The sequence below is a fragment of the Streptomyces griseobrunneus genome (assembly GCF_046713465.1).
Taxonomy (GTDB): Bacteria; Actinomycetota; Actinomycetes; order Streptomycetales; family Streptomycetaceae; genus Streptomyces; species Streptomyces microflavus.
In genome coordinates this window covers 2547610-2570540 of sequence record NZ_CP177080.1, presented here as the reverse complement: position 1 = coordinate 2570540, position 22931 = coordinate 2547610, and the positions used below count along the sequence as shown (strand labels likewise).

Annotated in this window: 16 protein-coding genes; 12 read left to right on the top strand and 4 right to left on the bottom strand. The window is 72.8% G+C overall.

The annotated features are described in order from the left end of the window. Positions 1 to 7 precede the first annotated feature (7 nt). Positions 8 to 2884, bottom strand: coding sequence for a lysylphosphatidylglycerol synthase transmembrane domain-containing protein (locus ACK8N7_RS11220; protein ID WP_403209534.1), 2877 nt, complete (start codon positions 2882 to 2884; stop codon positions 8 to 10). A 221-nt stretch (positions 2885 to 3105) separates the two neighbouring features. Here ACK8N7_RS11220 and ACK8N7_RS11215 point away from each other — a divergent pair, with 221 nt between their 5' ends. The 5 genes from ACK8N7_RS11215 (at position 3106) to nudC (ending at position 13074) form a co-directional block, all read left to right on the top strand. Beyond that, on the top strand, positions 3106 to 3531 hold the full coding sequence (locus ACK8N7_RS11215) for an MGMT family protein (RefSeq protein WP_403209536.1): 426 nt from the start codon (positions 3106 to 3108) through the stop codon (positions 3529 to 3531). Between the two features lie 232 nt (positions 3532 to 3763). Further along, positions 3764 to 7159 carry an ATP-dependent helicase gene (locus tag ACK8N7_RS11210; RefSeq protein ID WP_500442099.1) on the top strand — a complete coding sequence of 1132 codons (3396 nt, stop codon included), beginning with the start codon at positions 3764 to 3766 and terminating at the stop codon, positions 7157 to 7159. A 77-nt stretch (positions 7160 to 7236) separates the two neighbouring features. Continuing rightward, on the top strand, positions 7237 to 10656 hold the full coding sequence (locus ACK8N7_RS11205; RefSeq protein WP_500442097.1) for an ATP-dependent DNA helicase: 3420 nt from the start codon (positions 7237 to 7239) through the stop codon (positions 10654 to 10656). Positions 10657 to 10666: 10 nt separating this feature from the next. Then, the gene (locus ACK8N7_RS11200) at positions 10667 to 12064 is read left to right on the top strand and encodes a dipeptidase (RefSeq protein ID WP_403209542.1); all 1398 of its coding nucleotides are present in this window, start codon (positions 10667 to 10669) and stop codon (positions 12062 to 12064) included. A gap of 53 nt (positions 12065 to 12117) precedes the next feature. After that, positions 12118 to 13074 (top strand): NAD(+) diphosphatase, encoded by a 957-nt coding sequence (nudC, locus tag ACK8N7_RS11195; protein WP_031123066.1) that lies wholly within the window; start codon positions 12118 to 12120, stop codon positions 13072 to 13074. Between the two features lie 72 nt (positions 13075 to 13146). On the opposite strand, the gene ACK8N7_RS11190 is transcribed toward nudC, so the two are convergent. Next, positions 13147 to 13401 carry a glutaredoxin domain-containing protein gene (locus ACK8N7_RS11190; RefSeq protein WP_358723701.1) on the bottom strand — a complete coding sequence of 85 codons (255 nt, stop codon included), beginning with the start codon at positions 13399 to 13401 and terminating at the stop codon, positions 13147 to 13149. Positions 13402 to 13629: 228 nt separating this feature from the next. Between ACK8N7_RS11190 and ACK8N7_RS11185 the strand changes: the two genes are divergently transcribed. From ACK8N7_RS11185 to ACK8N7_RS11165, 5 genes are all read left to right on the top strand, one after another. Further along, positions 13630 to 15855: an ATP-dependent DNA helicase UvrD2 gene (locus tag ACK8N7_RS11185; protein WP_403209544.1), complete on the top strand. Its 2226-nt coding sequence runs from the start codon at positions 13630 to 13632 to the stop codon at positions 15853 to 15855. A 167-nt stretch (positions 15856 to 16022) separates the two neighbouring features. Further along, positions 16023 to 16352: a hypothetical protein gene (locus ACK8N7_RS11180; protein WP_403209546.1), complete on the top strand. Its 330-nt coding sequence runs from the start codon at positions 16023 to 16025 to the stop codon at positions 16350 to 16352. 164 nt (positions 16353 to 16516) lie between these two features. Continuing rightward, positions 16517 to 16885 carry a WhiB family transcriptional regulator gene (locus ACK8N7_RS11175; RefSeq protein WP_015611216.1) on the top strand — a complete coding sequence of 123 codons (369 nt, stop codon included), beginning with the start codon at positions 16517 to 16519 and terminating at the stop codon, positions 16883 to 16885. Beyond that, on the top strand, positions 16882 to 17241 hold the full coding sequence (locus ACK8N7_RS11170; RefSeq protein WP_031123062.1) for a putative WhiB-interacting protein: 360 nt from the start codon (positions 16882 to 16884) through the stop codon (positions 17239 to 17241). Before ACK8N7_RS11175 ends, ACK8N7_RS11170 begins: the two co-directional genes overlap by 4 nt. A 195-nt stretch (positions 17242 to 17436) precedes the next feature. Beyond that, a complete protein-coding gene (locus ACK8N7_RS11165) occupies positions 17437 to 17640 on the top strand; it encodes a hypothetical protein (RefSeq protein ID WP_403209548.1) in 204 nt (67 codons plus the stop codon). Positions 17641 to 17670: 30 nt separating this feature from the next. Here the strand turns inward: ACK8N7_RS11165 and ACK8N7_RS11160 are convergent, their stop codons facing one another. Continuing rightward, positions 17671 to 19089 carry an ABC1 kinase family protein gene (locus ACK8N7_RS11160; protein ID WP_403209550.1) on the bottom strand — a complete coding sequence of 473 codons (1419 nt, stop codon included), beginning with the start codon at positions 19087 to 19089 and terminating at the stop codon, positions 17671 to 17673. Positions 19090 to 19152: 63 nt separating this feature from the next. Then, entirely contained in the window at positions 19153 to 20289 is a 1137-nt protein-coding gene (locus tag ACK8N7_RS11155) for a ThiF family adenylyltransferase (protein ID WP_403209552.1), read from the bottom strand. Positions 20290 to 20582: 293 nt separating this feature from the next. Here ACK8N7_RS11155 and ACK8N7_RS11150 point away from each other — a divergent pair, with 293 nt between their 5' ends. Beyond that, complete coding sequence (locus tag ACK8N7_RS11150) at positions 20583 to 21206, top strand: M48 metallopeptidase family protein (RefSeq protein WP_403209554.1); 624 nt, start codon at positions 20583 to 20585, stop codon at positions 21204 to 21206. Between the two features lie 138 nt (positions 21207 to 21344). Further along, complete coding sequence (locus tag ACK8N7_RS11145) at positions 21345 to 22922, top strand: TerD family protein (RefSeq protein WP_403209556.1); 1578 nt, start codon at positions 21345 to 21347, stop codon at positions 22920 to 22922. Positions 22923 to 22931: the final 9 nt, after the last annotated feature.

Genomic DNA, 22931 nt, shown 5'->3' with positions numbered 1-22931 from the left:
CGGATGCCTACAGCTCGCCCTTCCGGGTCAGCTGGTTGAAGCAGATCCACCCTGGCAGCACCGGCAGCCACAGCGTCATCACGCGGTACAGCAGCACCGCGGGCGCCGCGACCTCCATCGGCAGCCCGACCGCGATCAGGCCCAGCGTCAGGGCGCCCTCGACCGCGCCCATCCCGCCCGGGGTGGGCGCCGCGGAGCCGATCGCGTTGCCCGCGAGGAAGACCACCGCGATGCTCGCGTAGCTCAGCTGGGTCACGTCCGGGCCGCTGAACGCCCGGATCGACGCGTCCAGGCAGAGCACGAACAGGCCGGTCAGCAGGAGCATCCCGCCGATCCCGGTGACCAGCTTCTGCGGCCGCTGCACCACGTCCAGCATGCGCGGCACGACCCCGGCGAACAGGGAGCGCACCCGCGTCACCACGAACTTCCGCAGGAACGGAATGGCCGTCACCACCAGCACCAGCACCGCGACCGTCAGCAGACCTGCGATCACCGTACGGGAGGGGGTGAGCGAGTCCGGGGTCTTCTCCGTGCCGGTGAGATAGCCGAACAGACCCAGCAGCAGGATGTGACAGCCCAGCCCGAAGAGCTGGGAGGCCCCGACGCTCGCCACGGCCAGACCGGGGCGCACTCCGGCGCGCTGCAGGAAGCGGGTATTGAGCGCCACGCCTCCGATGGCGGCCGGGGCGACGATCTTCACGAACGAACCGGCCACCTGCGCCAGCACGGTCTTGCGGAACGGCACCCGCTCGGGCACGAAGCCCAGCAGGCTCATCGCCGCCGCCACGTAACTGAGCGCCGAGAAGCCGAGCGCCGCGGCCACCCAGCCCCACTCCGCCTGCTCCACGAGCACCCCGAAGTCGGCCTGGGTGACCTGGGAGATCAGGAAGTACGCGGCGATGGCCCCGGCGATGAAGCTGAAGAGGGTACGGGGCTTGATCCGCTCCAGGCGGACCGGCTCGACCGGTGCCTGCGGCCGGATCAGCAGCACCTGGCGGCGGATCTGGGCCAGCAGATCCCCCTCCCTGGCCTCCTCCAGCGCATCGTCCACGGCACGCTTCTCGGCCTGCTTCTCGGCCTGCTTCTCGGTCCGCAGCGACTTGCGCTCGGCCTTGTGCCCGGCCCGCTGACCGGCCTTGGGCTCGGACGTCCGGTCGGACGTGTCGTCCGGCTTCCGCAGGGACGTCCGATCCGCCTCGTGCTCCGGCGTGCGCTCCGCGGCGGCCTCCGCCGCGTCCTGGGCCCGCGCCTCCTTGGCCGCCCGTGAGGCCTCCAGCACCGCATCGCGCTCCTGCTGCGAACGCTCCCGCGCGAGCCGGCGCAGCGTCGCCCGGGTGGAGCGGCTCAGCGCGATCGGCTGGAGCAGCGGCAGACAGTCCGCGACGGCGTCCGGCCCGAGCACGGCCAGGGCGCCGGAGACGGAACGCTCGGCCCCCACCCGCAGCCCCAGGGTGGTCAGCAGCTGCGCCACGTCCATCCGCAGCACCAGGTCACCGGCGGCGATCTCACCGCCGCGCAGGTCCGTCACGAACGCCTTGCCGGAACGATCCACCAGCAGCGCGTCACCGGTCAGCCTGCGGTGCGCGATCCGGCGCGACTGCAGGGCCTTCACCTGGCGCCAGGCGCTGCGCACCAGGTCGTCGGTGATCTCCTCGTCCTCCATCTGGTCCAGCGACCGGCCGCCGATGTGCTCGTAGACGAGCATCACCGCGTCCGGGCCGAGCTCGGAGGTGGCGATCAGCTTGGGCGCGTTGGCCCCGGCGGCGATCGCCGCGTACGCGAGCAGCGCCTCCTGCTCCAGCGCCTGCCGCAGTGACTGGATCGAGCGCCGCTGGGTGATCCCGCGCAGCGTCAGCCGGCGCCAGGCCCGGTAGAAGAACCCCTGGGCCTGCTGCTCCCGGTCGACGACCGTCACGTCCAGCGGCGGCCCGTCCTCCAGGGTGACCAGATACCGCCGGCCCCGGTCGTTCTGGTCGGTGTTGTCGTTGTCGGGGGCGTCCTCGGTGCGCATCGCGGCGACCGGCCGAAAGCCCACGTGCCGCAGACCCGCCATCAGATGCTGGCCGGTGGGGCGGACGTTCGGGGAGCCGACCGCGTACAGCGTTCCGTACGCCACGGTCCAGCCGATCAGGACGGTCAGGATGATCGAGAAGGGGGTGGTGTACCCGCCGACGAGCATCGCGAACGCGTCGAGCAGCAGCACCGCCCAGAGCACGACCCGCCAGCGCGGCCGTCTCGCCATCCCGACCGCGGTCATGTACGCGATCACCGGGGCGAGGTAGCCGTGCACCGGGTCGGTCAGCCCGGCGCCCGGCTGCGGCTGGGTCAGCGCCTCCTGGATGGTGCCGGGCGCGGACCGGGAGACCCAGAGGTCGGTGGCGAGGGTGACGCCGTGGGCGAGGACGGCGGCGAGCACGCCGTCGGCGATGCGCAGCCCGTCACGCTTGATCAGGCGCTCGATGGCGAAGGCGACCGGTACGAGCAGCACAGCGATGCTGGAGACCAGACCGGCCATCTTGATCAGCAGATCGGGCGCCTGCTCGGTGCCCTTGGAGATGTCGTCCTCGAGGCCGGTGGTGGTGCCCTGGGCGAACGCGGCGATCGCGAACAGCACGGCGATCGCGGCGACGCCGATGAGCAGCCGCATCAGGTCGGAGGGGCGGTGCACCCGGGCGGGGAGCAGCGGCTCGTCACCGGAGACCCGGTCGGTCAGGGCGGCCTCGGCGGAGGCGAGCGTGGAGCCGGTCAGGTGACCGCTGGTGGTGGCGGTGGGACCGTCGGCCCGCACCTCACCGGCAGGCTCCGGCGCACTCTCAGCGCGCTCCGGCGCACTCGACGGGCGCTCTCCGGCATCGGAGGCGTCCGCCGCCTTCGGTGGCTGCACGCCCTGCTCCTTCGTCGCCTCTGGTTCGTCTTCGTGATCTCGTATCACCGGTCACCGCCCGGATGATGGTGGCACGGCCCGGAGACGGAGGGGGGCATCAGGGTGCGTCGCACGGGCGAGGGATGCGCAACATACGCCCCTTTGCACCTGCGCGCACGCTCGGTGTCCGTACCGATACCGTTCCGGCCGCGCTGTCGGTGGCGTACGGCAGGATGGGACGGATGAGCCAGGACGAGACGGGCGGGGGCGGGCCCGGTGCCGCCCCGGCGGCCGAGCTGCCGGAGTACGCGGAGCGGGTCCTCGACGTCGCCGACCTGATCCCGCCGGGCCGGGTCATGACGTACGGCGATGTCGCGGAGTGGCTGGGCGACGGCGGCCCCCGGCAGGTCGGCCGGGTCATGGCGCTGTACGGCTCCGCCGTGCCGTGGTGGCGGGTCGTGCGGGCGGACGGGGCACTGCTCCCGGGCCACGAGCTGCGGGCGCTGGACCACTACCGCGCGGAGGGCACCCCGCTGCGGGAGGCTTCGCGCCGGGCGGACGGGCACCTTCCGCGGCTCGACATGCGCAACGCGCGCTGGGACGGGAGGGGGAGCGGAGGCGGTGATGGCGGTCCCACCGGCGATCAGGGCGAGGAAACTCACACCTGACGGCCGACGCAGGCGCCCGCCTCCGGCAGGGCGCGGCCGAGCGCGTGACGAGAGACGCAGCGCACCCGCCGCCTCCGGCGCCCCCGCTGGCGTAGCGTCGTCAACGCGCTCCACGCGCGCCCCCTCTCCTCGTCCCTCATGACCTGCTCGGTCTCCGTGACCCGTATGACGCGTATGACCTGTACCCGTATGACCTGTACGACCCGTAAACCCACCAGGACCGGCGATCCACGTGAGCTCCTCCTCTTCCACCCGGCACAGTCCGCACCGTGAGTCACGGCCGCGGACCACGGGCGCGTACCGCCTGGTGCGCACCCCGCCCGGTTCGGTGGAGCCTCCTCTCCTGGACGCAGGCCAGCGCGCTGTGGTTGATCACGTCGCGGGACCGCTGCTCGTCCTCGCGGGCCCCGGCACCGGCAAGACCACCACGCTCGTGGAGTCCGTGGCGGCCCGGGTGAACGCGGGCGCCGACCCCGCCCGCATCCTCGTCCTCACCTTCAGCCGCAAAGCCGCCGTCGAACTGCGCGACCGGATGGCGGCCCGGCTCGGCGCGGCGCGCGGCCCGCAGGCCACCACCTTCCACTCCTACTGCTACGCCCTGGTCCGCGCCCACCAGGACGCCGACCTCTTCGCCGATCCGCTGCGGCTGCTCTCCGGGCCCGAGCAGGACGTCACCGTCCGCGAACTCCTCGCGGGCCAGCTCGACCTGGAGAAGGCGGGCCTGGACCATGTCGGCTGGCCCGACGAACTGCGCGCCTGCCTGACCACCCGCGGCTTCGCCGACGAGGTGCGGGCCGTGCTCGCCCGCAGCCGCGAACTGGGCCTCGGCCCGGACGCGCTCGCCGCCTTCGCCCGCCGCACCGGCCGCCCGGACTGGACGGCGGCGGCCCAGTTCCTCGCCGAGTACCTCGACATCCTCGACGCCCAGGGCGTCCTGGACTACGCCGAGCTGGTGCACCGCGCGGTCCTGCTCGCCGAGCGCCCCGAGGTCTCCGCGCAGCTGGCCGGGGCGTACGACGCCGTGTACGTCGACGAGTACCAGGACACCGACCCGGCGCAGGTGCGCCTGCTGCACGCGCTGGCGGGGAACCGGGGGCGCGGGGCGGACGCGGGCGGCGGCCGGACGCTGGTGGCCTTCGGCGACCCGGACCAGTCGATCTACACCTTCCGGGGCGCCGATGTGAACGGCATCCTCGAATTCCCCGACACCTTCCGGCGGGGAGACGGAACCCCCGCCCCCGTGGGCGTCCTCACCACCTCGCGCCGCTCCGGCTCCGAGCTGCTCGCCGCGACCCGGCTGCTCACCCGCCGGATGCCGCTGACCCGGCTGCCCGCCGACACCGTCCGCGCCCACCGCGAGCTGCACGCCGTCCGGGAGGGCGGCCGGGTGGAGACGTACACCTACCCGACCGCCTCCACGGAGCTGGAGAACATCGCGGACCTGCTGCGCCGCGCCCACCTGGAGGACGGGGTTCCGTGGCGGGAGATGGCCGTGCTGGTACGGGCCGGAGGCCGCTCGCTGCCCGCCGTCCGCCGCGCCCTCACCTCCGCCGGCGTTCCTCTGGAGGTCGACGGCAACGACCTCCCCCTCCGCCACGAACCGGCCGTCGCCCCGCTGCTGACGGCCCTGCGGACGGTGGCGACGGCCGCACTGCACCACCGTCCCGCAGAAGCAGAACCGCAAGCAGAAGCGGGGACGGAAGCGCAAGAGGCAGAGGCAGAGGCGGAGGACCGGCCGCAGGAAGGGCCCGCCCCCTGGCTCGACACCGAGACCGCCCTCACCCTCCTCACCTCCCCCCTCGGCTCCATGGACGCCGCCGACCTGCGCCGCCTCGGCCGGGCCCTGCGCGACGAGGAGCGCGCCGCCGGAATCCGGGTCCCCGCCCCCTCCGACGAGCTGCTGGCCCGCGCCCTTGCCGAGCCCGAACGCCTCGCCACCCACGATCCTGCGTTCGCCCATGGCGCACAGCGCCTCGGCGCGCTCCTGCGCAAGGCGCGCGAGCTGCTGGAGGGCGGCTCCACTGCCGAGGAGGCCCTGTGGGCCCTGTGGAACGGCACCCCCTGGCCGGCCAGGCTGGAGCGGGCCGCGCTGCGCGGAGGGGCGGGCGGGCGCAACGCCGACCGCGACCTCGACGCGGTGTGCGCCCTCTTCGACACCGCCGCGCGCGCCGAGGAGCGCACCGGCGGACGCGGGGCGCTCAACTTCCTGGAGGAGGTCGACGCCCAGGACATCGCCGCCGACACCCTCTCGCGGCGGACCGCCCGCCCCGACGCCGTACGCCTGATGACCGCCCACCGCTCCAAGGGCCTGGAGTGGCGGCTCGTCGTCGTCGCCGGGGTCCAGGAAGGGCTCTGGCCCGACCTGCGCCGCCGGGGCTCCCTCCTGGAGGCGGACCGGATCGGCCGCGACGGGCTCGCCGAACCCCTCACGCCCGGCGCCCTGCTCGCCGAGGAGCGCCGCCTCTTCTACGTCGCCGCCACCCGCGCCCGCGAGCGCCTGGTCGTCACCGCCGTGAAGGCCCCCGCCGACGACGGCGACCAGCCCTCCCGCTTCCTCACCGAGCTGGGCGTCGAACCCCGCGATGTCACCGGCCGCCCGCGCCGCCCCCTCGCCGTCGCCGCGCTCGTCGCCGAGCTGCGCGCCACCACGGTCGACCCCGCCGCCTCCGACGCCCTGCGGGACGCCGCCGCCCACCGTCTCGCCCGGCTCGCCGCACTCACCGACGACGAGGGCCAGGCGCTCGTGCCCGCCGCCCACCCGTCCCGCTGGTGGGGCCTGGACGAGCCGACCCGCTCCGCCGTCCCGCTGCGCGACCGCGACCAGCCCGTCACCCTCTCCGGCAGTGCGCTGGACCAGCTCGCCAACACCTGCGCCCTCCAGTGGTTCCTGGGCCGCGAGGTGAAGGCCGACGCCCCGGCCACCGCCGCCCAGGGGTTCGGCAACGTCGTCCACGTACTCGCCGACGAGGTCGCCTCCAGCCGTACGCCCGCCGACCTCGACGTCCTCATGGAACGCCTGGACTCCGTCTGGAACGGCCTCGCCTTCGACGCCCCCTGGAAGTCCGAGCAGGAGAAGGACCAGGCCCGCGCCGCCCTGGAACGCTTCCTTCAGTGGCACGTCCTGGACCGCGGCGGCCGCACCCCCACCGCCAGCGAGCACGACTTCGACGTGACCCTGGATGCGGGCGAGTACGCCGTCCGCATCCGGGGCTCCATGGACCGGGTGGAGGAGGACGCCGAGGGAAGGGCGTACGTCGTCGACTTCAAGACCGGCAAGGGCGCTCCCACCAAGGACGAGGTCGCCACCCACCCCCAGCTCGCCGTCTACCAGCTGGCCGTGCGCGAGGGCGCGGTCGACGAGGTCTTCGACGGCCGGCGGCCCGAACCCGGCGGCGCCGAACTGGTCCAGCTCCGCCGGCCCGCCCCCAAGAAGGAGGGCGGCGACGCCTTCCCCAAGGTCCAGGCGCAGGAGCCACTGGCCGGGGAGTGGGTCTCCGACCTGCTCGCCACCGCCGCCGGGAAGGTCCTGGACGAACGGTTCACGCCCACCACCGGCACCCACTGCTCCCACTGCACCTTCCGCGCCTCGTGCAGCGCGCAGCCGGAGGGGCGCCAGGTGGTGGAGTAGTAGCCCCCCTTTGGTGCGGTAGGCCCTTTCGTGGGCATCGGCCCGGGTTGTCAGTGGGTCCGGTTACCGTTGCTCAGGTGTCCTCACGCATCACCGATCCCGAGCAGCTCAAGGAGCTTCTGGGGATCCCCTTCACCCCGGAGCAGACGGCCTGCATCACCGCGCCGCCCGCCCCGCAGGTGATCGTGGCCGGAGCCGGGTCGGGGAAGACCACGGTGATGGCCGCACGCGTGGTCTGGCTCGTCGGCACCGGCCAGGTCGCCCCCGAGCAGGTCCTCGGCCTCACCTTCACCAACAAGGCGGCGGGCGAGTTGGCCGAGCGCGTGCGCAAGGCGCTGGTCGCCGCCGGAGTCACCGACCCCGAGGTCATCGACCCGGACAACCCGCCGGGCGAGCCCACGATCTCGACGTACCACGCCTTTGCCGGCCGCCTCCTCACCGAGCACGGCCTGCGCATCGGCCTGGAGCCGTCGACCCGCCTCCTCGCCGACGCCACCCGCTACCAGCTGGCGGCAAAGGTGCTGCGCGAGGCGCCCGGCCCGTATCCGGCGCTCACCCGCTCCTTCCCGACCCTGGTCAGCGATCTCCTGGCGCTCGACGGGGAGCTGTCCGAACACCTCGTACGGCCCGGGGCGCTGGACACGTACGACACCGAGCTGCTGCGGGAGCTGGCCACCGCCAAGCTCAGCAACGCCGACCTGCGCAAGATCCCCGAGACCGCCGAGGCCCGCCGCTCCCTCCTCGCCCTCACCGAGCGGTACCGGACCGCCAAGCGGAGCCGGGACCTCCTGGACTTCGGCGACCAGATCGCCCTCTCCGCCGAGCTGGCCCTGACCCGGCCCGAGGTCGGGGCGATCCTGCGGGACGAGTTCCGGGTCGTGCTGCTGGACGAGTACCAGGACACGTCGGTGGCCCAGCGCCTGCTGCTGTCGGCGCTGTTCGGCAGTGGTACGGAGTCGGGTTCGGCCGGCCACGCGGTGACCGCCGTGGGCGACCCCTGCCAGGCGATCTACGGCTGGCGCGGCGCCTCCGTAGCCAACCTCGACGACTTCCCCGAACACTTCCCGCACGCCGACGGCACCCCCGCCACCCGCTACAGCCTCAGCGAGAACCGGCGCAGCGGCGGCCGCCTCCTCCACCTCGCCAACGGCCTCGCGGAGCCTCTGCGCGCGATGCACGAGGGCGTGGAGGCGCTGCGCCCCGCACCGGGGGCCGAGCGCGACGGAATGGTCCGGTGCGCCCTGCTGAGCACCCACACCGAAGAGATCGACTGGCTCGCGGACTCCCTCGCCCACCTCGTCGGCACCGGCACCCCGCCCGGTGAGATCGCCGTCCTGTGCCGCACCGCCGGGGACTTCCCGCAGATCCAGGCGGCCTTGGTCGCCCGGGACATCCCGGTCGAGGTGGTCGGCCTGGCCGGGCTGCTGCACCTGCCCGAGGTGGCCGACCTGGTCGCCGTCTGCGAGGTCCTCCAGGACCCGGGCGCCAACGCCTCCCTGGTCCGCCTCCTCACCGGACCGCGCTGGCGCATCGGACCCCGTGACCTCGCGCTCCTCGGCCGCCGCGCCCGCCTCCTCGTGCACCGGGCCGCCCACGGGGACGACGCCGACCCGGACCGGCGGCTCGCGGAGGCCGTCGAGGGCACCGACCCGGCCGAGGTGATATCGCTCGCGGACGCCCTGGACACCTTCCTGATCGCGGGGGACACGGCGGACGACGGGCTGCCGTTCTCGGCGGAGGCCCGCATCCGCTTCGCCCGCCTCGCCCGCGAGCTGCGCGACCTGCGCCGCTCGCTGGCCGATCCCCTGATGGACGTCCTGCACCGCGTCCTTGCCACCACGGGCCTGGAGGTCGAGCTGTCGGCATCCCCGCAGGCGCTGGCCGCCCGCCGCCGCGAGACCCTCGCCAACTTCCTGGACACAGCGGCCCGTTTCGCCTCCCTGGACGGCGAGGCGTCGCTGCTCGCCTTCCTCGGCTTCCTGCGGACCGCCGCGCAGTACGAGAAGGGGCTCGACAACGCGCTGCCCGGCGGCGAGAACACCGTCAAGGTCCTCACCGCGCACAAGTCCAAGGGCCTGGAGTGGGACGTGGTCGCCGTACCAGGACTGGTCACCGGCCAGTTCCCCAGCGACCGGGCCCGGGACGCCTGGACCGCCCAGGCCAAGGTGCTCCCGCACGCCCTGCGCGGCGACGCGGCGACGCTCCCGGCCCTGGACACGTTCGACGCCAAGGGGATCAAGGCGTTCAAGGAGGAGATGAAGGAGCACCAGCACACGGAGGAACTGCGCCTGGGCTACGTCACCTTCACCCGCCCCCGCTCCCTGCTCCTCGGCTCCGGCCACTGGTGGGGCCCGTCCCAGAAGAGGACGCGCGGCCCGTCCGCCTTCCTGGACGCGCTGTACGAGCACTGCGCGGCGGGCCACGGCGAGATCGAGGCCTGGGCGGACGAGCCCGCCGAGGACGAGGAGAACCCGGCCCTCGCGGCGCCCGGCACCGACCTGGCCTGGCCACTCCCGCTCGACGCCACGGCCCTCGCCCGCCGCCGCGCCGCCCGCGACACGGTGCTGGCCCATCTGGAGAGCCTGGCCCTCCACGGGGACGAGCAGGAACCGGCGTACGAGCCCGAACCCGATGACGTAACGGCGCATGAGCCCTGGGACGACGAGCCCCCGATCGGCGAGCCTCCGGCCGACGAGGACTGGGACTGGGACGCGCTCCCCACGGAACGCCCCCCGGACGCGCCCCCGCACATCCCGGCCGCCCGCCACCCCGAGGAAACCGCCCCCGCCCAACGGCTCACCCCCGAGGAGACTCGCACCCTCGCCTCCTGGGACCGGGATCTCGACGCCCTCGCCGGAGAGCTGCGCCGCGCCCGTGCCACCGTGCACGACGTCCTCGTCCCCGCCTCGCTCTCCGCCACCCAGTTGCTGCACCTGGCCGAGGACCCCGACGCCTTCGCCAAGGAGCTGGCCCGGCCCATGCCCCGGCCGCCTCAGCCGGCCGCCCGCCGGGGCACCCGGTTCCACGCCTGGGTGGAGTCCCGGTACGAGGAGCTGCCGCTGCCCATGCTCGGCCCCGACGAGCTGCCCGGGGGCGACGAGAGCGACGCGGAGATCGCCGACGAGCGGGATCTCGCCGAGCTGAAGGAGGCGTTCGAGCGCACCGCGTACGCCCGGCGCACGCCGTACCGGGTGGAGACCCCGTTCCAGATCACCCTCGCGGGCCGGGTGATCCGGGGCCGGATCGACGCCGTGTACCGCACGGGTGACCGCTACGAGATCGTCGACTGGAAGACCACCCGCCACCGCACCGCCGACCCGCTCCAGCTCGCCGTCTACCGGCTGGCCTGGGCCGAGCTGCACGATCTGCCGCTCGACGCCGTCACCGCCACCTTCCTCTACGTACGCAGCGGGGAGACCGTCCACCCGCAGGGTCTGCCGGGCCGGGCGGAGCTGGAGCGGATCCTGCTGGACGAGCCCGCCCCGCAGGACGGATAGGCTCAAGAGCATGAGCGAGACCCCGGACAGCGCCGTCCGTACGTACACCGAACAGCACCGTGCAGCCTTCCTCGACGACCTCGCCGAGTGGCTGCGCATCCCGTCCGTATCCGCTCAGCCGGAGCACGACGGGGACGTACGGCGCAGTGCGGAGTGGCTGAGCGCCAAGCTCAAGGAGACCGGCTTCCCGGTCACCGAGATCTGGGAGACCCCCGGCGCCCCGGCGGTCTTCGCCGAGTGGCCCAGCGAGGATCAGGGCGCCCCGACCGTGCTGGTCTACGGCCACCACGACGTGCAGCCCGCCGCCCGCGAGGACGGCTGGGCGACCGACCCGTTCGAGCCGGTGATCCGCGACGGCCGGATGTACGGACGCGGCGCGGCCGACGACAAGGGCCAGGTCTTCTTCCACACCCTCGGCGTCCGGGCCCACCTCGCCGCGACCGGCCGCACCACCCCGGCCGTGAACCTCAAGCTGCTGATCGAGGGCGAGGAGGAGTCGGGCTCCCCGAACTTCCGCGCCCTGACCGAGCAGCACGCGGCCCGTCTCGCCGCCGACGCCGTGATCGTCTCGGACACCGGCATGTGGGACGAGGAGACGCCGACCGTCTGCACCGGCATGCGCGGCCTCGCGGAGTGCGAGATCGAGCTGCGGGGCCCGGCCCAGGACATCCACTCCGGCTCGTTCGGGGGAGCCGTCCCCAACCCGGCCACCGAGACCGCCCGCCTGGTCGCCGCCCTCCACGACGAGGACGGCAAGGTCGCCGTCCCCGGCTTCTACGACGGGGTCACCGACCTCACCGAGACCGAGCGGGCCCTCTTCGCCCAGCTGCCCTTCGACGAGGCGACCTGGCTGCGTACGGCGAAGTCGCAGGCCGCATCCGGCGAGGCCGGGTACTCCACGCTGGAGCGCGTCTGGGCCCGTCCCACCGCCGAGGTCAACGGCATCGGCGGCGGCTACCAGGGCGCCGGAAGCAAGACGATCATCCCCTCCTCCGCCCTGGTGAAGATCAGCTTCCGGCTGGTCGACGGCCAGGACCCCGACCGCGTACAGCAGGCCGTCCGAGCCTGGGTGGAGTCCCGCATCCCGGCGGGCATCCGCCACCGGATCGCCTTCCAGCCCGCCACCCGGCCCTGTCTGACCCCGCTGGACCACCCCGCTCTCCAGGCGGTGGCCCGCGCGATGGGCCGCGCCTTCCAGAAGAAGATCCTCTTCACCCGCGAAGGGGGCTCGGGCCCGGCCGCCGACCTCAGGGACGTCCTCGGCGCCCCCGTCCTCTTCCTCGGCATCTCCGTACCCTCCGACGGCTGGCACGCCCCCGACGAGAAGGTCGAGCTGGACCTGCTGCTGAAGGGCGTGGAGACGGCCGCGTACCTGTGGGGCGAACTGGCCACGGCGCTCGGCCGATGAACCCGGCCCCACCTCCGCACACCCGAACCACCCAGGGGGAGTAGGAAGCACCTGTGAGCACCTTCGACAACGCCACCGCAGACCGCCCGATCGGCCTCACCGCGCCCAGCGGCATCGACCGCGCGGCGCACCACCGCCTCGACGAGGCATGGCTGGCCGTGGCGTGGAGCCACCCGACGACCCGCGTCTTCGTCGTCTCCGGCGGGCAGGTGCTGATCGACGACACCCCCGAGGGGGGCACCTCGATCGTGATGACCCCGGCCTTCGAGGCCCCGGTCACCGAGACCCACCGGTACTTCCTGGGCACCGACGAGGAGGGCGTCAGCTACTTCGCGCTCCAGAAGGACTCGCTGCCCGGCCGCATGGACCAGTCGGCCCGCCCCGCCGGACTCCGCGAGGCCGGGCTTCTCCTCGGCCCCCGCGACGCGGGCCTGATGGTGCACGCGGTCGCCCTGGAGAACTGGCAGCGCCTGCACCGCTTCTGCTCCCGCTGCGGCGAGCGCACCGTCATCGCGGCGGCCGGGCACATCCGCCGCTGCCAGGCCTGCGGCGCCGAGCACTACCCGCGCACCGACCCGGCGGTCATCATGCTCGTCACCGACGACCAGGACCGCGCGCTGCTGGGCCGCCAGGTGCACTGGCCCGAGGGCCGCTTCTCCACGCTCGCCGGGTTCGTCGAGCCGGGGGAGTCGATCGAGCAGTCCGTGGTCCGCGAGGTGTACGAGGAGGCGGGCGTCACCGTCGGCGAGGTCGAGTACGTCGCCAGCCAGCCGTGGCCCTTCCCCTCCAGTCTGATGCTGGGCTTCATGGCCCGGGCGACCTCCTCGGAGATCAACGTCGACGGCGAGGAGATCGAGGAGGCCCGCTGGTTCTCCCGTGAGGACCTCCGGGCCGCCTTCGAGTCCGGCGAGGTCATGCCCCCGTTCGGCATCTCGATCGCCGCCCGCCTCATCGAGCTCTGGTACGGGAAGCCGCTGCCCAGGCCGGGCAGCCAGAACCGCACGAACTGAACGCGGAAACACCACTGCCCCCGGCGGATGCCGGGGGCAGTGGTGGAAGTCCGGTGCGCCGAGCGCTTGGCGTCAGACGGCCAGAGCCTGCTTCACCTGGGCCAGGGACGGGTTCGTCATGACCGACTCGGTGCCGGAGGGGGAGACGATCAGCAGGGTCGGAACCGTCTGGTTTCCGCCATTGGCCTTCTCGACGAACGCCGCCGAATCCGGGTCGTGCTCGATGTTGACCTCGTTGTACGCGATGCCCTCGCGGTCCATCTGGCCCTTGAGCCGACGGCAGTAGCCGCACCAGGTGGTGCTGTACATCGTCACAGTGCCCGCCATGTCGCTGGCGCTCCCTTGTCTCGTCCGTCCCGCTGCCCGGCCGGCAGCGTCACATGCGGCCCGGCGGCCTGGGCCGCCTTCCCGCACCGAGTGGAACGTACGGGAGGCGGCCACCATTCCCGCACCCGGTCCCGCCGGGGCGCCGACCGTCCCGTATCAGTACGACGAATACCTCACCCCTGTGGACAACCGCCGCATCCGCCCCTCGGGACCTGGCAGCATGGCGGGGTGACAGCAGCAACGCACTCCACCCTCTTCCCGCAGGTTCCCGAGACCCCGGACGCCGTGCTCGACGGGCTCGACCCCGAGCAGCGCGAGGTGGCTCTCGCCCTGCACGGACCGGTATGCGTGCTGGCCGGAGCGGGCACGGGCAAGACCCGCGCGATCACCCATCGCATCGCGTACGGGGTGCGGGCGGGCATCCTCCAGCCCGCCACGATCCTCGCCGTCACGTTCACCAACCGGGCCGCCGGGGAGATGCGCGGACGCCTCCGGCAGCTCGGAGCGACCGGCGTCCAGGCGCGGACGTTCCACTCCGCTGCGCTCCGGCAGCTCCAGTACTTCTGGCCGAAAGCAGTCGGTGGTGAGCTGCCCCGGCTGCTGGAACGGAAGGTGCAGCTGGTAGCCGAGGCCGCCGCCCGCTGCGATCTCCGGCTCGACCGCAACGAGCTGCGGGACGTCACCAGCGAGATCGAGTGGGCCAAGGTCACCCAGACCGTGCCCGCCGACTATCCGGCCGCGGTCGCCAAGACCCAGCGGGACGCCCCGCGCGACCCGGCCGTCCTCTCCCAGATCTACTCCACGTACGAACAGCTCAAGCGCGACCGTTCGGTGATCGACTTCGAGGACGTGCTCCTGCTCACCGTCGGCATCCTCCAGGACCGGCACGACATCGCCGACCACGTGCGCGGCCAGTACCAGCACTTCGTCGTCGACGAGTACCAGGACGTGAGCCCGCTCCAGCAGCGGCTGCTCGACCTCTGGGTCGGTGACCGGGACAACCTCTGCGTCGTCGGCGACGCCAGCCAGACGATCTACTCCTTCACCGGGGCCACCCCCGACCATCTGCTGAACTTCCGCACCCGCCACCCCGGCGCGACGGTGGTCAAGCTGGTCCGGGACTACCGCTCCACGCCCCAGGTCGTCCACCTCGCCAACGGGCTCCTGAGCCAGGCCCGCGGCAAGGCCGCCGATCACCGGCTGGAGCTGGTCTCGCAGCGCGACAAGGGCCCCGAGCCGGTCTACACGGAGTATCCCGACGAGCCCCACGAGGCCGAGTCCACCGCCCGGCGCATCCGCGACCTGATCGCGGCGGGCGTCCCGGCCGGGGAGATCGCCGTGCTCTACCGGGTCAACTCGCAGTCCGAGGTCTATGAGCAGGCCCTCGCGGACGCGGGCGTGGCCTACCAGCTGCGCGGCGCCGAGCGGTTCTTCGAGCGGGCGGAGGTCCGCGAGGCGGGCACCGCCCTGCGCGGCGCGGCCCGCGCCGGGCGCAACGACTCCCTGCTGGACGGGGCGGAGGGGCTGCCGTCCCAGGTGCGGGCGGTGCTCTCCACGAAGGGCTGGACCACCCGCCCGCCCGCCGGATCGGGAGCGGTGCGCGACCGCTGGGAGTCGCTGGCCGCGCTGGTGCGGCTGGCGGAGGACTTCGAGGCGGCCAAGCCGGGGGCGACCCTGACCGACCTGGTCCGCGAGCTCGACGAACGGGCGGCCGCCCAGCACGCCCCGACGGTCCAGGGGGTGACGCTGGCCTCGCTGCACTCGGCGAAGGGCCTGGAGTGGGACGCGGTGTTCCTCGTCGGCCTGACCGAAGGCATGATGCCGATCGCCTACGCCAAGACCGACGAGCAGGTCGAGGAGGAGCGGCGCCTGCTGTACGTCGGCGTCACCCGGGCCCGCCTCCACCTCTCGCTCTCCTGGTCCCTGTCGCGCTCTCCCGGCGGACGGGCGAGCCGCAGGCCCACCCGGTTCCTGAACGGCCTGCGCCCGGGCTCGGCGGCGCTCGGCGCCCGGGGCGTGGCCGGAGGCGGTGGCGGGATCGTCCGGGGGACCGGCCGGGCCGCACCCGCCGAGCGGACTGCGGCGGTCGAGCCCGAACTCAGGCCCCGGCAGACGGTGCGGTGCCGGGTCTGCGGCCGGACCCTCACCGACGCGGGGGAGATGAAGCTGATGAGGTGCGAGGAGTGCCCCTCCGACATGGACGAGGCGCTCTACGGACGGCTGCTCGACTGGCGTGCCGCCCAGGCGTCCCGGCTGCGCCAGCCGGACTACTGCGTCTTCACCGAGAAGACCCTGATGGCCATCGCCGAGGCCGTGCCGTCCACCGAGGGGGAGCTGGTCGTCATCGCCGGCGTCGGGAACCGGAAGCTGACCCGTTTCGGAGCCGACGTACTCGCCATCTGTGCAGGTGAGACGGTCGGTGAGGGGTCTGCCGATGGCGGCGAGGAGAGTTGAGAAAAACTCGTCCAGAAAATAGTTTGCGCCCGCCCCAGTCGTCACCATAGGTTCTTAACCACGGGAACAGCGACTTCTCTGAAGCCCTGAATCCGTGCTGTACTTATCCGAATACGCAGGACCGGCTCCGGCCGGTCCCCCTGAGACGCCGAGAGGAGGCGATTGAAGTGATCAGCATCATCGAAACCCAGAAAATGACCGGTCTTTCGGTCGTCTCCACCTGCTCGCTCGGCCTCACCCGCTCCCCGATTGCTTCGCTCCGTGCCACCGGTCTGTCCGGCGTCTCCGCCGTCAGCCCGCTGTCTCTGGCGAGCCTCCCCGTGGTGCGAGAGCGCAATGAGCGACCGATCGAGGCACCGGCGGCAGCAGTAGCGAAGGATGCACAGGCTCAGGCCTATGCCTTTGCGGCAGCCGGTGCCGGAGCCAAGAAGCAGACGCAGCACAACCACACGATGTGGGCCTTCCGTGGGCCTGAACCCTGGAGCGATCCAGCCTGATCCAGCATCAGGCCGGCGCCTCAGGGCCGCGGAACCCCACTCGGGATCCGCGGCCCTTTTGTTTTGTCCGAACGGACGGGACACACCGAAGGCGCCTCGGGCCAGCAGTACCAGCCGCCAACCGGCCAACAGGCCGGCACGACCAGACGAGGACACCACCCACCGTGCAACTCGAAGCGCACGCCCCGTCAGTACCGCAGTCCGACTCGATCTCCCCGCCCGGCTCCACGGAGGACTCCACCTTGCTCCCCCTCACCGCGCTCACCGCGCTCGACGACGCCATCGAGAACCTCGGCGTACCCGTCCCCTGCCGCTCGTACGACCCGGAGGTCTTCTTCGCCGAGTCCCCGGCCGATGTCGAGTACGCCAAGTCTCTCTGCCGTACCTGCCCGCTCGTCGAGGCCTGCCTCGCCGGTGCCAAGGAGCGGCGCGAGCCGTGGGGCGTCTGGGGCGGCGAGCTCTTCGTCCAGGGTGTCGTCGTGGCCCGCAAGCGGCCGCGTGGCCGTCCGCGCAAGAACCCGGTCGCAGCGTGACCGCCGGCTGTGGCGTCCCCGCCCCCACACGGTGGCTGCGCCTCGGAACCATCGACCGTCCCCAGACCCATGACCCCCGGAATCAGGCACCAATGATCACCCCCACGAAGGAGCCCGTCGGCTCCGCAACCCCTGACGTCACCATCATCGGCGCGAACGACTCGCGTCAGAACAGGACCCGCGAGATGCAACTCATCCCAGAAGCCCTGGCTCGTGCCCATATGCACGACCGCCTGCGGGAGGCCGAGGTGGACCGCCAAGCGGTGCGCCTCGTCGCCGCCCGCAGGATGCAGCGCCGAGCGGAGCGCGCCTCGCTGCGCGCCCGCCGGGCGCTGGCCATGGCCGTCATGCACTGAGAGGCCCCACCTCTCCGCTCCACGAAGGAGCACCGACGCTCCACGAAGGAGCACCACGACTCCTCACCGGGCAACCGCTCTGCCCGGTGAGGGGCCACCACCCGGCAGTACAACGCACCGCGGGGCCGTCCGAACAAGGACGGCCCCGCGGTGCGTTGTACTGCCGGGCCCCGGTGTCGGAGATATCGTCACCAGGTGGACGAGGAGACGCATCCCCCCGAAGAACCGGCCGCCGAAGCGGTGGTGTGTGCCCGCTGCGGCACCGCCGCCGAAGGCGGGACGGCCCCGCTCACCTGGCTCTCCGCCGTGGAGGACGGCCGCCGCCTCCACTTCTGCGAGACCTGCGCCCGCCTCCACATCAGAGCGATCGAGAGCCGCCTCGACTCCCTCTGGTGGTGACCCGCCCAGCGTCCTGGTGCTGACCGTCGCCTACGAGTCGCCCTCCGGGACCGGCTCCGGGTCCTCGCTCTCCAAGTCGGACTCGGGCGCCTCGGTCTTCTCGGTCTCCTCGGCCTCCGCGACGAACCCCGGCAGCCATGCTTCGAGCTCGTCCCGCAGCCGGACCGCCGCACCGAGCTGGCACAGCACCCCGATCGTGGAGAGCGTCACCCGGTGTATCAGGAGATAGGACGGTGGGAGGTTCAGCTGCCTGCCGAGCTGGTGGGCGGGGGAGCGCGGATCGGCTATCCGGGCCGCCTGGTCCCGCAGCCAGCCCCGGGAGAACGTGAACTCCTCCACCTGCGCCGGTTCGATGATCGGGAGCAGATAGTCGAGCACCTCGTCCGGCTCCAGCTCGATCGACTCCTTCACGAACCCCTCTTCGCGCAGCAGCCCGTACACCGCGGCCGCGTTGCCCTCCAGCGTCATCCGCAGAGATTCACCGATGGTCCCCGGCAGCCCGCCCGGAAGGCGGTCGACCGTGCCGAAGTCCAGCACCCCCAGCCGCCACGCACCGGCCGAGGCGCCCTCCTCCTCCGGGAGCAGCCGGAAGTTGCCCGGGTGCGGGTCGGCGTGGAGCAGGCCGGTGCGTGCCGGACCCGAGAACAGGAAACGGGCCAGCAGCTGTCCGGCGCGGTCCCGCTGCTCCGCCGTACCGTCCGCGATGATGTCGGCCAGCGGGATCCCGTCGATCCACTCCGTCACCAGCACCTGGTCGGACTGGTGCACCACCCCCGGGATCACCACATCGGGATCGTCCGCGAATTCCGCCGCGTGGACCCGCTGGGCCTGCGCCTCCAGCTCGTAGTCCAGCTCCTCCGACACCCGGTCCCGCATCTCCTTGATCAGCGGCTTGATGTCCATGCCGGGGATCAGAGGGCCGAGCAGCCGGGCGAAGCGGCTGAGCTGGGTGAGATCCGAGAGCAGTGCCTCGCCCGCACCGGGATACTGCACCTTCACGGCGACCTCACGGCCGTCGTGCCACACCCCTCGGTGAACCTGCCCGATCGAGGCGGCGGCCGACGGCCTGTCCTCGAACTCCAGGAAATACTCCCGCCAGTCCTCGCCGATCCGTTCGGCCAGCACCCCATGGACGGTGTGGGCGGGCAGCGGCGGCGCGGCCTCCTGCAGCTTGGTCAGCGCGGCGCGGTAGGGGCCCGCGACCTCCTCGGGCAGGGCGGACTCGAAGACGGAGAGAGCCTGGCCCAGCTTCATGGCCCCGCCCTTCAGCTCTCCCAGGGTCTTGAACAGCTGGTCCGCCGTGCGCTGCTGCACCTCGCGGGCGACCAGCTCGGCCGACCTGCCGCCGATCCGTTTGCCCAGACCCCATGTGGCACGGCCGGCGAAGCCGAGCGGGAGCGCGGCCAGTTTGGCGGTACGCGTAACCGCCTTCCGGGGAAGATCAGACATGTGCCCCTCCAGTTCCCAGACTGCCGTGCCGCTTGATCCTCCGGTGTCACCCGTCGACGGCGGTCACCCGGCCATTGTGTCCTGCGCCGCAACGGAGCCGGAGGCCCCTGCCCCCTCGGTGCCCGTCGCCGCTCCGCAGGAGCAGTCCGCATGGGGGCCGATCCGCTCGCCCCGCCAGTCCAGCAGGGGCAGCGCGGCCTCCCAGCGCGCCCCGGTACTGGCCGGCAGCTCCCCGTCGAGGAAGGACAGGGCGTGTGCCGCGGCGAGGCCGGCGACCGCCGTGGCCAGCGCCAGATCGCAGGCGGGCACCGCCCCCCGCCGCCCCGAACGCCACTGCGCCAGCATCCGGGGCCACTGCGAATCCCGGTCCGCGCGGTGCAGCTCCAGACACCCCGCACAGCCGGTGCCGCCCGGAAGCACGAGCGGTCCGACCACCCCGGTGGCCTCGATCACTCCCGCATAGAGATGAGGAGTGCCGGACGCGATCCACGGAGCCGCGGTGTCCGGGACCGGCGCGTACACCGAGAGGCCGTCCCGAGGCGCGACGACGATCAGCGACAGGCCGGGCTGCCCACCCGCCGGGCTCCGGTCCGCCCCCGTCGACCGGGGCGCGGGCCCGGCGGCGGCCCGGCGGACGAGCCGGCGGGCCGCCACATCGCGCCGTTCCCCCACGGCCGCGGGCGGAAGCCCGGCCGGCGCCACGTCCCCCGGCTCGGCCCGGCCCCCGTCGAGCACCTCCACCTGGCCCACGCCCGATCCGGACAGCACGGCGGCGATCGACGCACCGACCCTGCCCGCACCCCGAACCTGGACCCGCATCGCCCGCCGGGCCGCCATCCGGCGCAGACCCTCGCCCGGACCGGGGTGGACGACGGAGAGCGAGGCCACATCGGGGCGTTGACGCTCCATCACCTCGGCCCGGTGGCGAAGGACATCCGCCTGCGGCCCGCCGGCCCGCGGATCGTCGAGCAGCCCCGCCTCCGCCAGCCGCCGCACCAGGACATCCACATGACGGTCCGACAGGTCCAGGGCCCGCGCCTCCTCGCGCAGCAACGGCAGGCCGCGCGTTCCGTCGAGCAGTTCCAGAAAGCTTCCCGTCGCGATGTCCACCGGACCCAGTGTCACGGCGTGTGCGGGTGTCACCCCGAATTGCACGGTGTTCCGTCCGCGCCATGCCCGGCGCAGCGCGGGCTTCAGCATCGGATGCGGAACTTCTCCCCCGAGACGCACGGCATTCCCCCTCTGTGTCGTGACCTCTGTGTCGTGTCCGCCGCGTGCCGGGGACGATTCCCGGCCGCGTCGAGCCATTGCCAGAATGCGCGCCCCCGGCGAAGTGTGCGCGGAGTTATCCACAGGTAGGGGGTATTAGTCGTTCAAATGGTGCGGGTCATGGCGGGCGACATGGTGCGTGTCGTGGAAGGGAGTGGAGGGGATCGGTGGCGAACGGACCCGGAGGCGGGACTTCCCCCACTGACAGCGGGTAACGTCGAGGTGTGCCCGCAGACCCGTCACCCGCTGTGGCCGGGGAGACCCCCGCGCGCAGCGCCGGAAGTCATCAGCCCCGCGCGGCCGCCCGTGCGCCCCGCGCCTCGGCGACGAGCGCGGTCGAGGTCCGCAGGAGCACCCGGCGCAGGAAATCGGTCTCCGCGTACCGCGAGGGCGACCGCACGATCGTGCTCATCCCCGCCCGGATGTCGGAGGCGGAGGAGCGGCGCTGGGTGGGCGTGATGCTCGACAAGCTCGCGGCCCAGGAGAGCAAGCGGGTCCTCGGGGACGCCGAGCTCACGGAGCGGGCCGAGCGGCTGTCCGCCCAGTACTTCGACGGCAGGACCCGGCCCGTCTCTGTGCGCTGGGTGACCAACCAGAACACCCGCTGGGGCTCGTGCACCCCCGCCGAGGGCAGTATCCGGCTCTCGCACCGGCTCCAGGGCATGCCGGAGTACGTCGTCGACTACGTACTCCTCCATGAGCTGGCCCATCTGCTCGTTCCCGGACACGGCCCGGGGTTCTGGCGGCTGCTGGAGGCGTATCCGCGCACCGAGCGGGCCCGCGGCTACCTCGAAGGAGTGGTGGCGGCCGATCAGCTGCCCCAGCTGCCCGCCGCCCGCGAGGAGTGAGACCGCACCGTTCCGCGGTCCCGATGAGCCGCGTTCGGTGATTCTGTACCGGGTGTGTACCGGCTTGGCCGGATGTCGCGGTTTGCGGTTAGCCTGACGCGACGCATTCACCTTCGGGATGGGGGACGGTCGTTACGTATGGCCAGGGAATTCCAACGAGGCCACAAGGCCAAGATCAGTGATCTCACACCAGGGACAGATCTGTACGTAGGTGTGCAGATCGCCGCCCCTGGACTGACCTTCGACATCAGCTGCTTCGGCCTGGATGCCGACGAGAAGCTCTCGGACGACCGGTATTTCATCTTCTTCAACCAGCCGAAATCGCCCGAGGAGTCGGTCCAGCTCCTCGGTGCGCAGTCCGGCGACACCGAGTCCTTCCGCGTCACGCTCGACCGTATTCCGGCCGGTATCCACAAGCTTTCCTTCACCGCGACGCTCGACGGTGCCGGACAGATGTCGCAGATCGGCCCCGGGTACATCCGGATCGTCGCGGGCGGCGAAGAAGTGGTCAGATACGCCTTCACCGGTTCGGAGTTCACCACCGAGCGCGCGGTGATGCTCGGTGACTTCTACCTGAAGGACGTCTGGCGTTTCGCCGCCGTCGGCCAGGGCTTCGACGGCGGTCTCGACGCGCTTCTGAAGAACTTCGGCGGCGAGGTCGCCGAGGAGGAAGAGGCACCGGCGGCGCCGCAGGCGGCCCCGGGATTCGCCCCGCCGGCCCAGGCCACCGCGCCCCCGGCCTTCGCGGCCCCGCCCGCTCCTCAGGCCCCGCAGCCCGCGCCGTCCTTCGGCGCCCCGCCCGCCCCCGCCCCGCAGCCGATGCACGCGGCGCCCACGATCGCGGCACCGCTCACCCCGCACGCGCCCCCGGCCCCGGCCCCGTACGGCCAGCCCGGTCACCAGCCGCCGCAGCCGCAGTTCGGCCAGGTCCCCGGCCAGGGCGTCCCGCCCACGCCGCCCTACGGCCAGCCTGCGCCCGCTCCCTACGGCCAGCCCGCCCCGCCGGCCTTCGGGCAGCAGCCCCCCGGTGTGCCGCAGGGCGTTCCGGCGGCCGGCGCCGGGCTCCAGGCGGCCCTCCAGCTGTACAAGGAGACCGCCACCGGGCAGCGCTGGACCCCGCAGAACCAGCAGCTCATGCGGGTCGACCTGACCATGGGCGGCGCCGGTGTGCTGGCCCGCCAGGGCAGCATGGTGATGTACCAGGGCAAGGTCGACTTCGGCTACAAGAGCGCCGGGTTCGTCGGCCGCGCCGTCGGCAACGCCACCGGCCAGGAGATGCAGCTGATGCGCTGTACCGGCCGAGGCCAGGTCTTCCTCGCGGAGGAGAGCTCGCACCTGCACCCGATCGAGCTCCAGGGCGACGCCATCTGCGTCTCCGCCGAGAGCGTCCTCGCCTTCGACGAGTCCCTCCAGTACGAGGTCCGCAGGGTCGAGGGACACGGCATCCCCGGCGGTGCCCTGTTCACCATGCAGTTCCAGGGCACCGGCACCGTGGTCATCAAGACCCACGGGACCCCCGTCGTCCTGCCGGTCACCCCCACCACGTTCGCCGACTGCAACGCGGTGGTGGCCTGGTCGGCCGCCTCCCAGGTGATCGTCTCCAGCCAGGTCCGGCTGCGCCGCAACGCGTACCCGGGGCACAGCGGCGAGACCGTGAACCTCCAGTTCCGGGGAGCGCCCGGCAACTTCATCGTCGTCCAGCCCTACGAGGTCTGAGGGAGCCCG

What these genes read in the sequence shown, in the direction of transcription:
- ACK8N7_RS11145 (WP_403209556.1), top strand. Translation starts at nt 21,345, where the DNA reads ATGGCCAGGGAATTCCAACGAGGCCACAAGGCCAAGATCAGTGATCTC.
- ACK8N7_RS11200 (WP_403209542.1), top strand. Translation starts at nt 10,667, where the DNA reads ATGAGCGAGACCCCGGACAGCGCCGTCCGTACGTACACCGAACAGCAC.
- ACK8N7_RS11215 (WP_403209536.1), top strand. Translation starts at nt 3,106, where the DNA reads ATGAGCCAGGACGAGACGGGCGGGGGCGGGCCCGGTGCCGCCCCGGCG.
- ACK8N7_RS11190 (WP_358723701.1), bottom strand. Translation starts at nt 13,401, where the DNA reads ATGGCGGGCACTGTGACGATGTACAGCACCACCTGGTGCGGCTACTGC.
- ACK8N7_RS11155 (WP_403209552.1), bottom strand. Translation starts at nt 20,289, where the DNA reads ATGCTGAAGCCCGCGCTGCGCCGGGCATGGCGCGGACGGAACACCGTG.
- ACK8N7_RS11160 (WP_403209550.1), bottom strand. Translation starts at nt 19,089, where the DNA reads ATGTCTGATCTTCCCCGGAAGGCGGTTACGCGTACCGCCAAACTGGCC.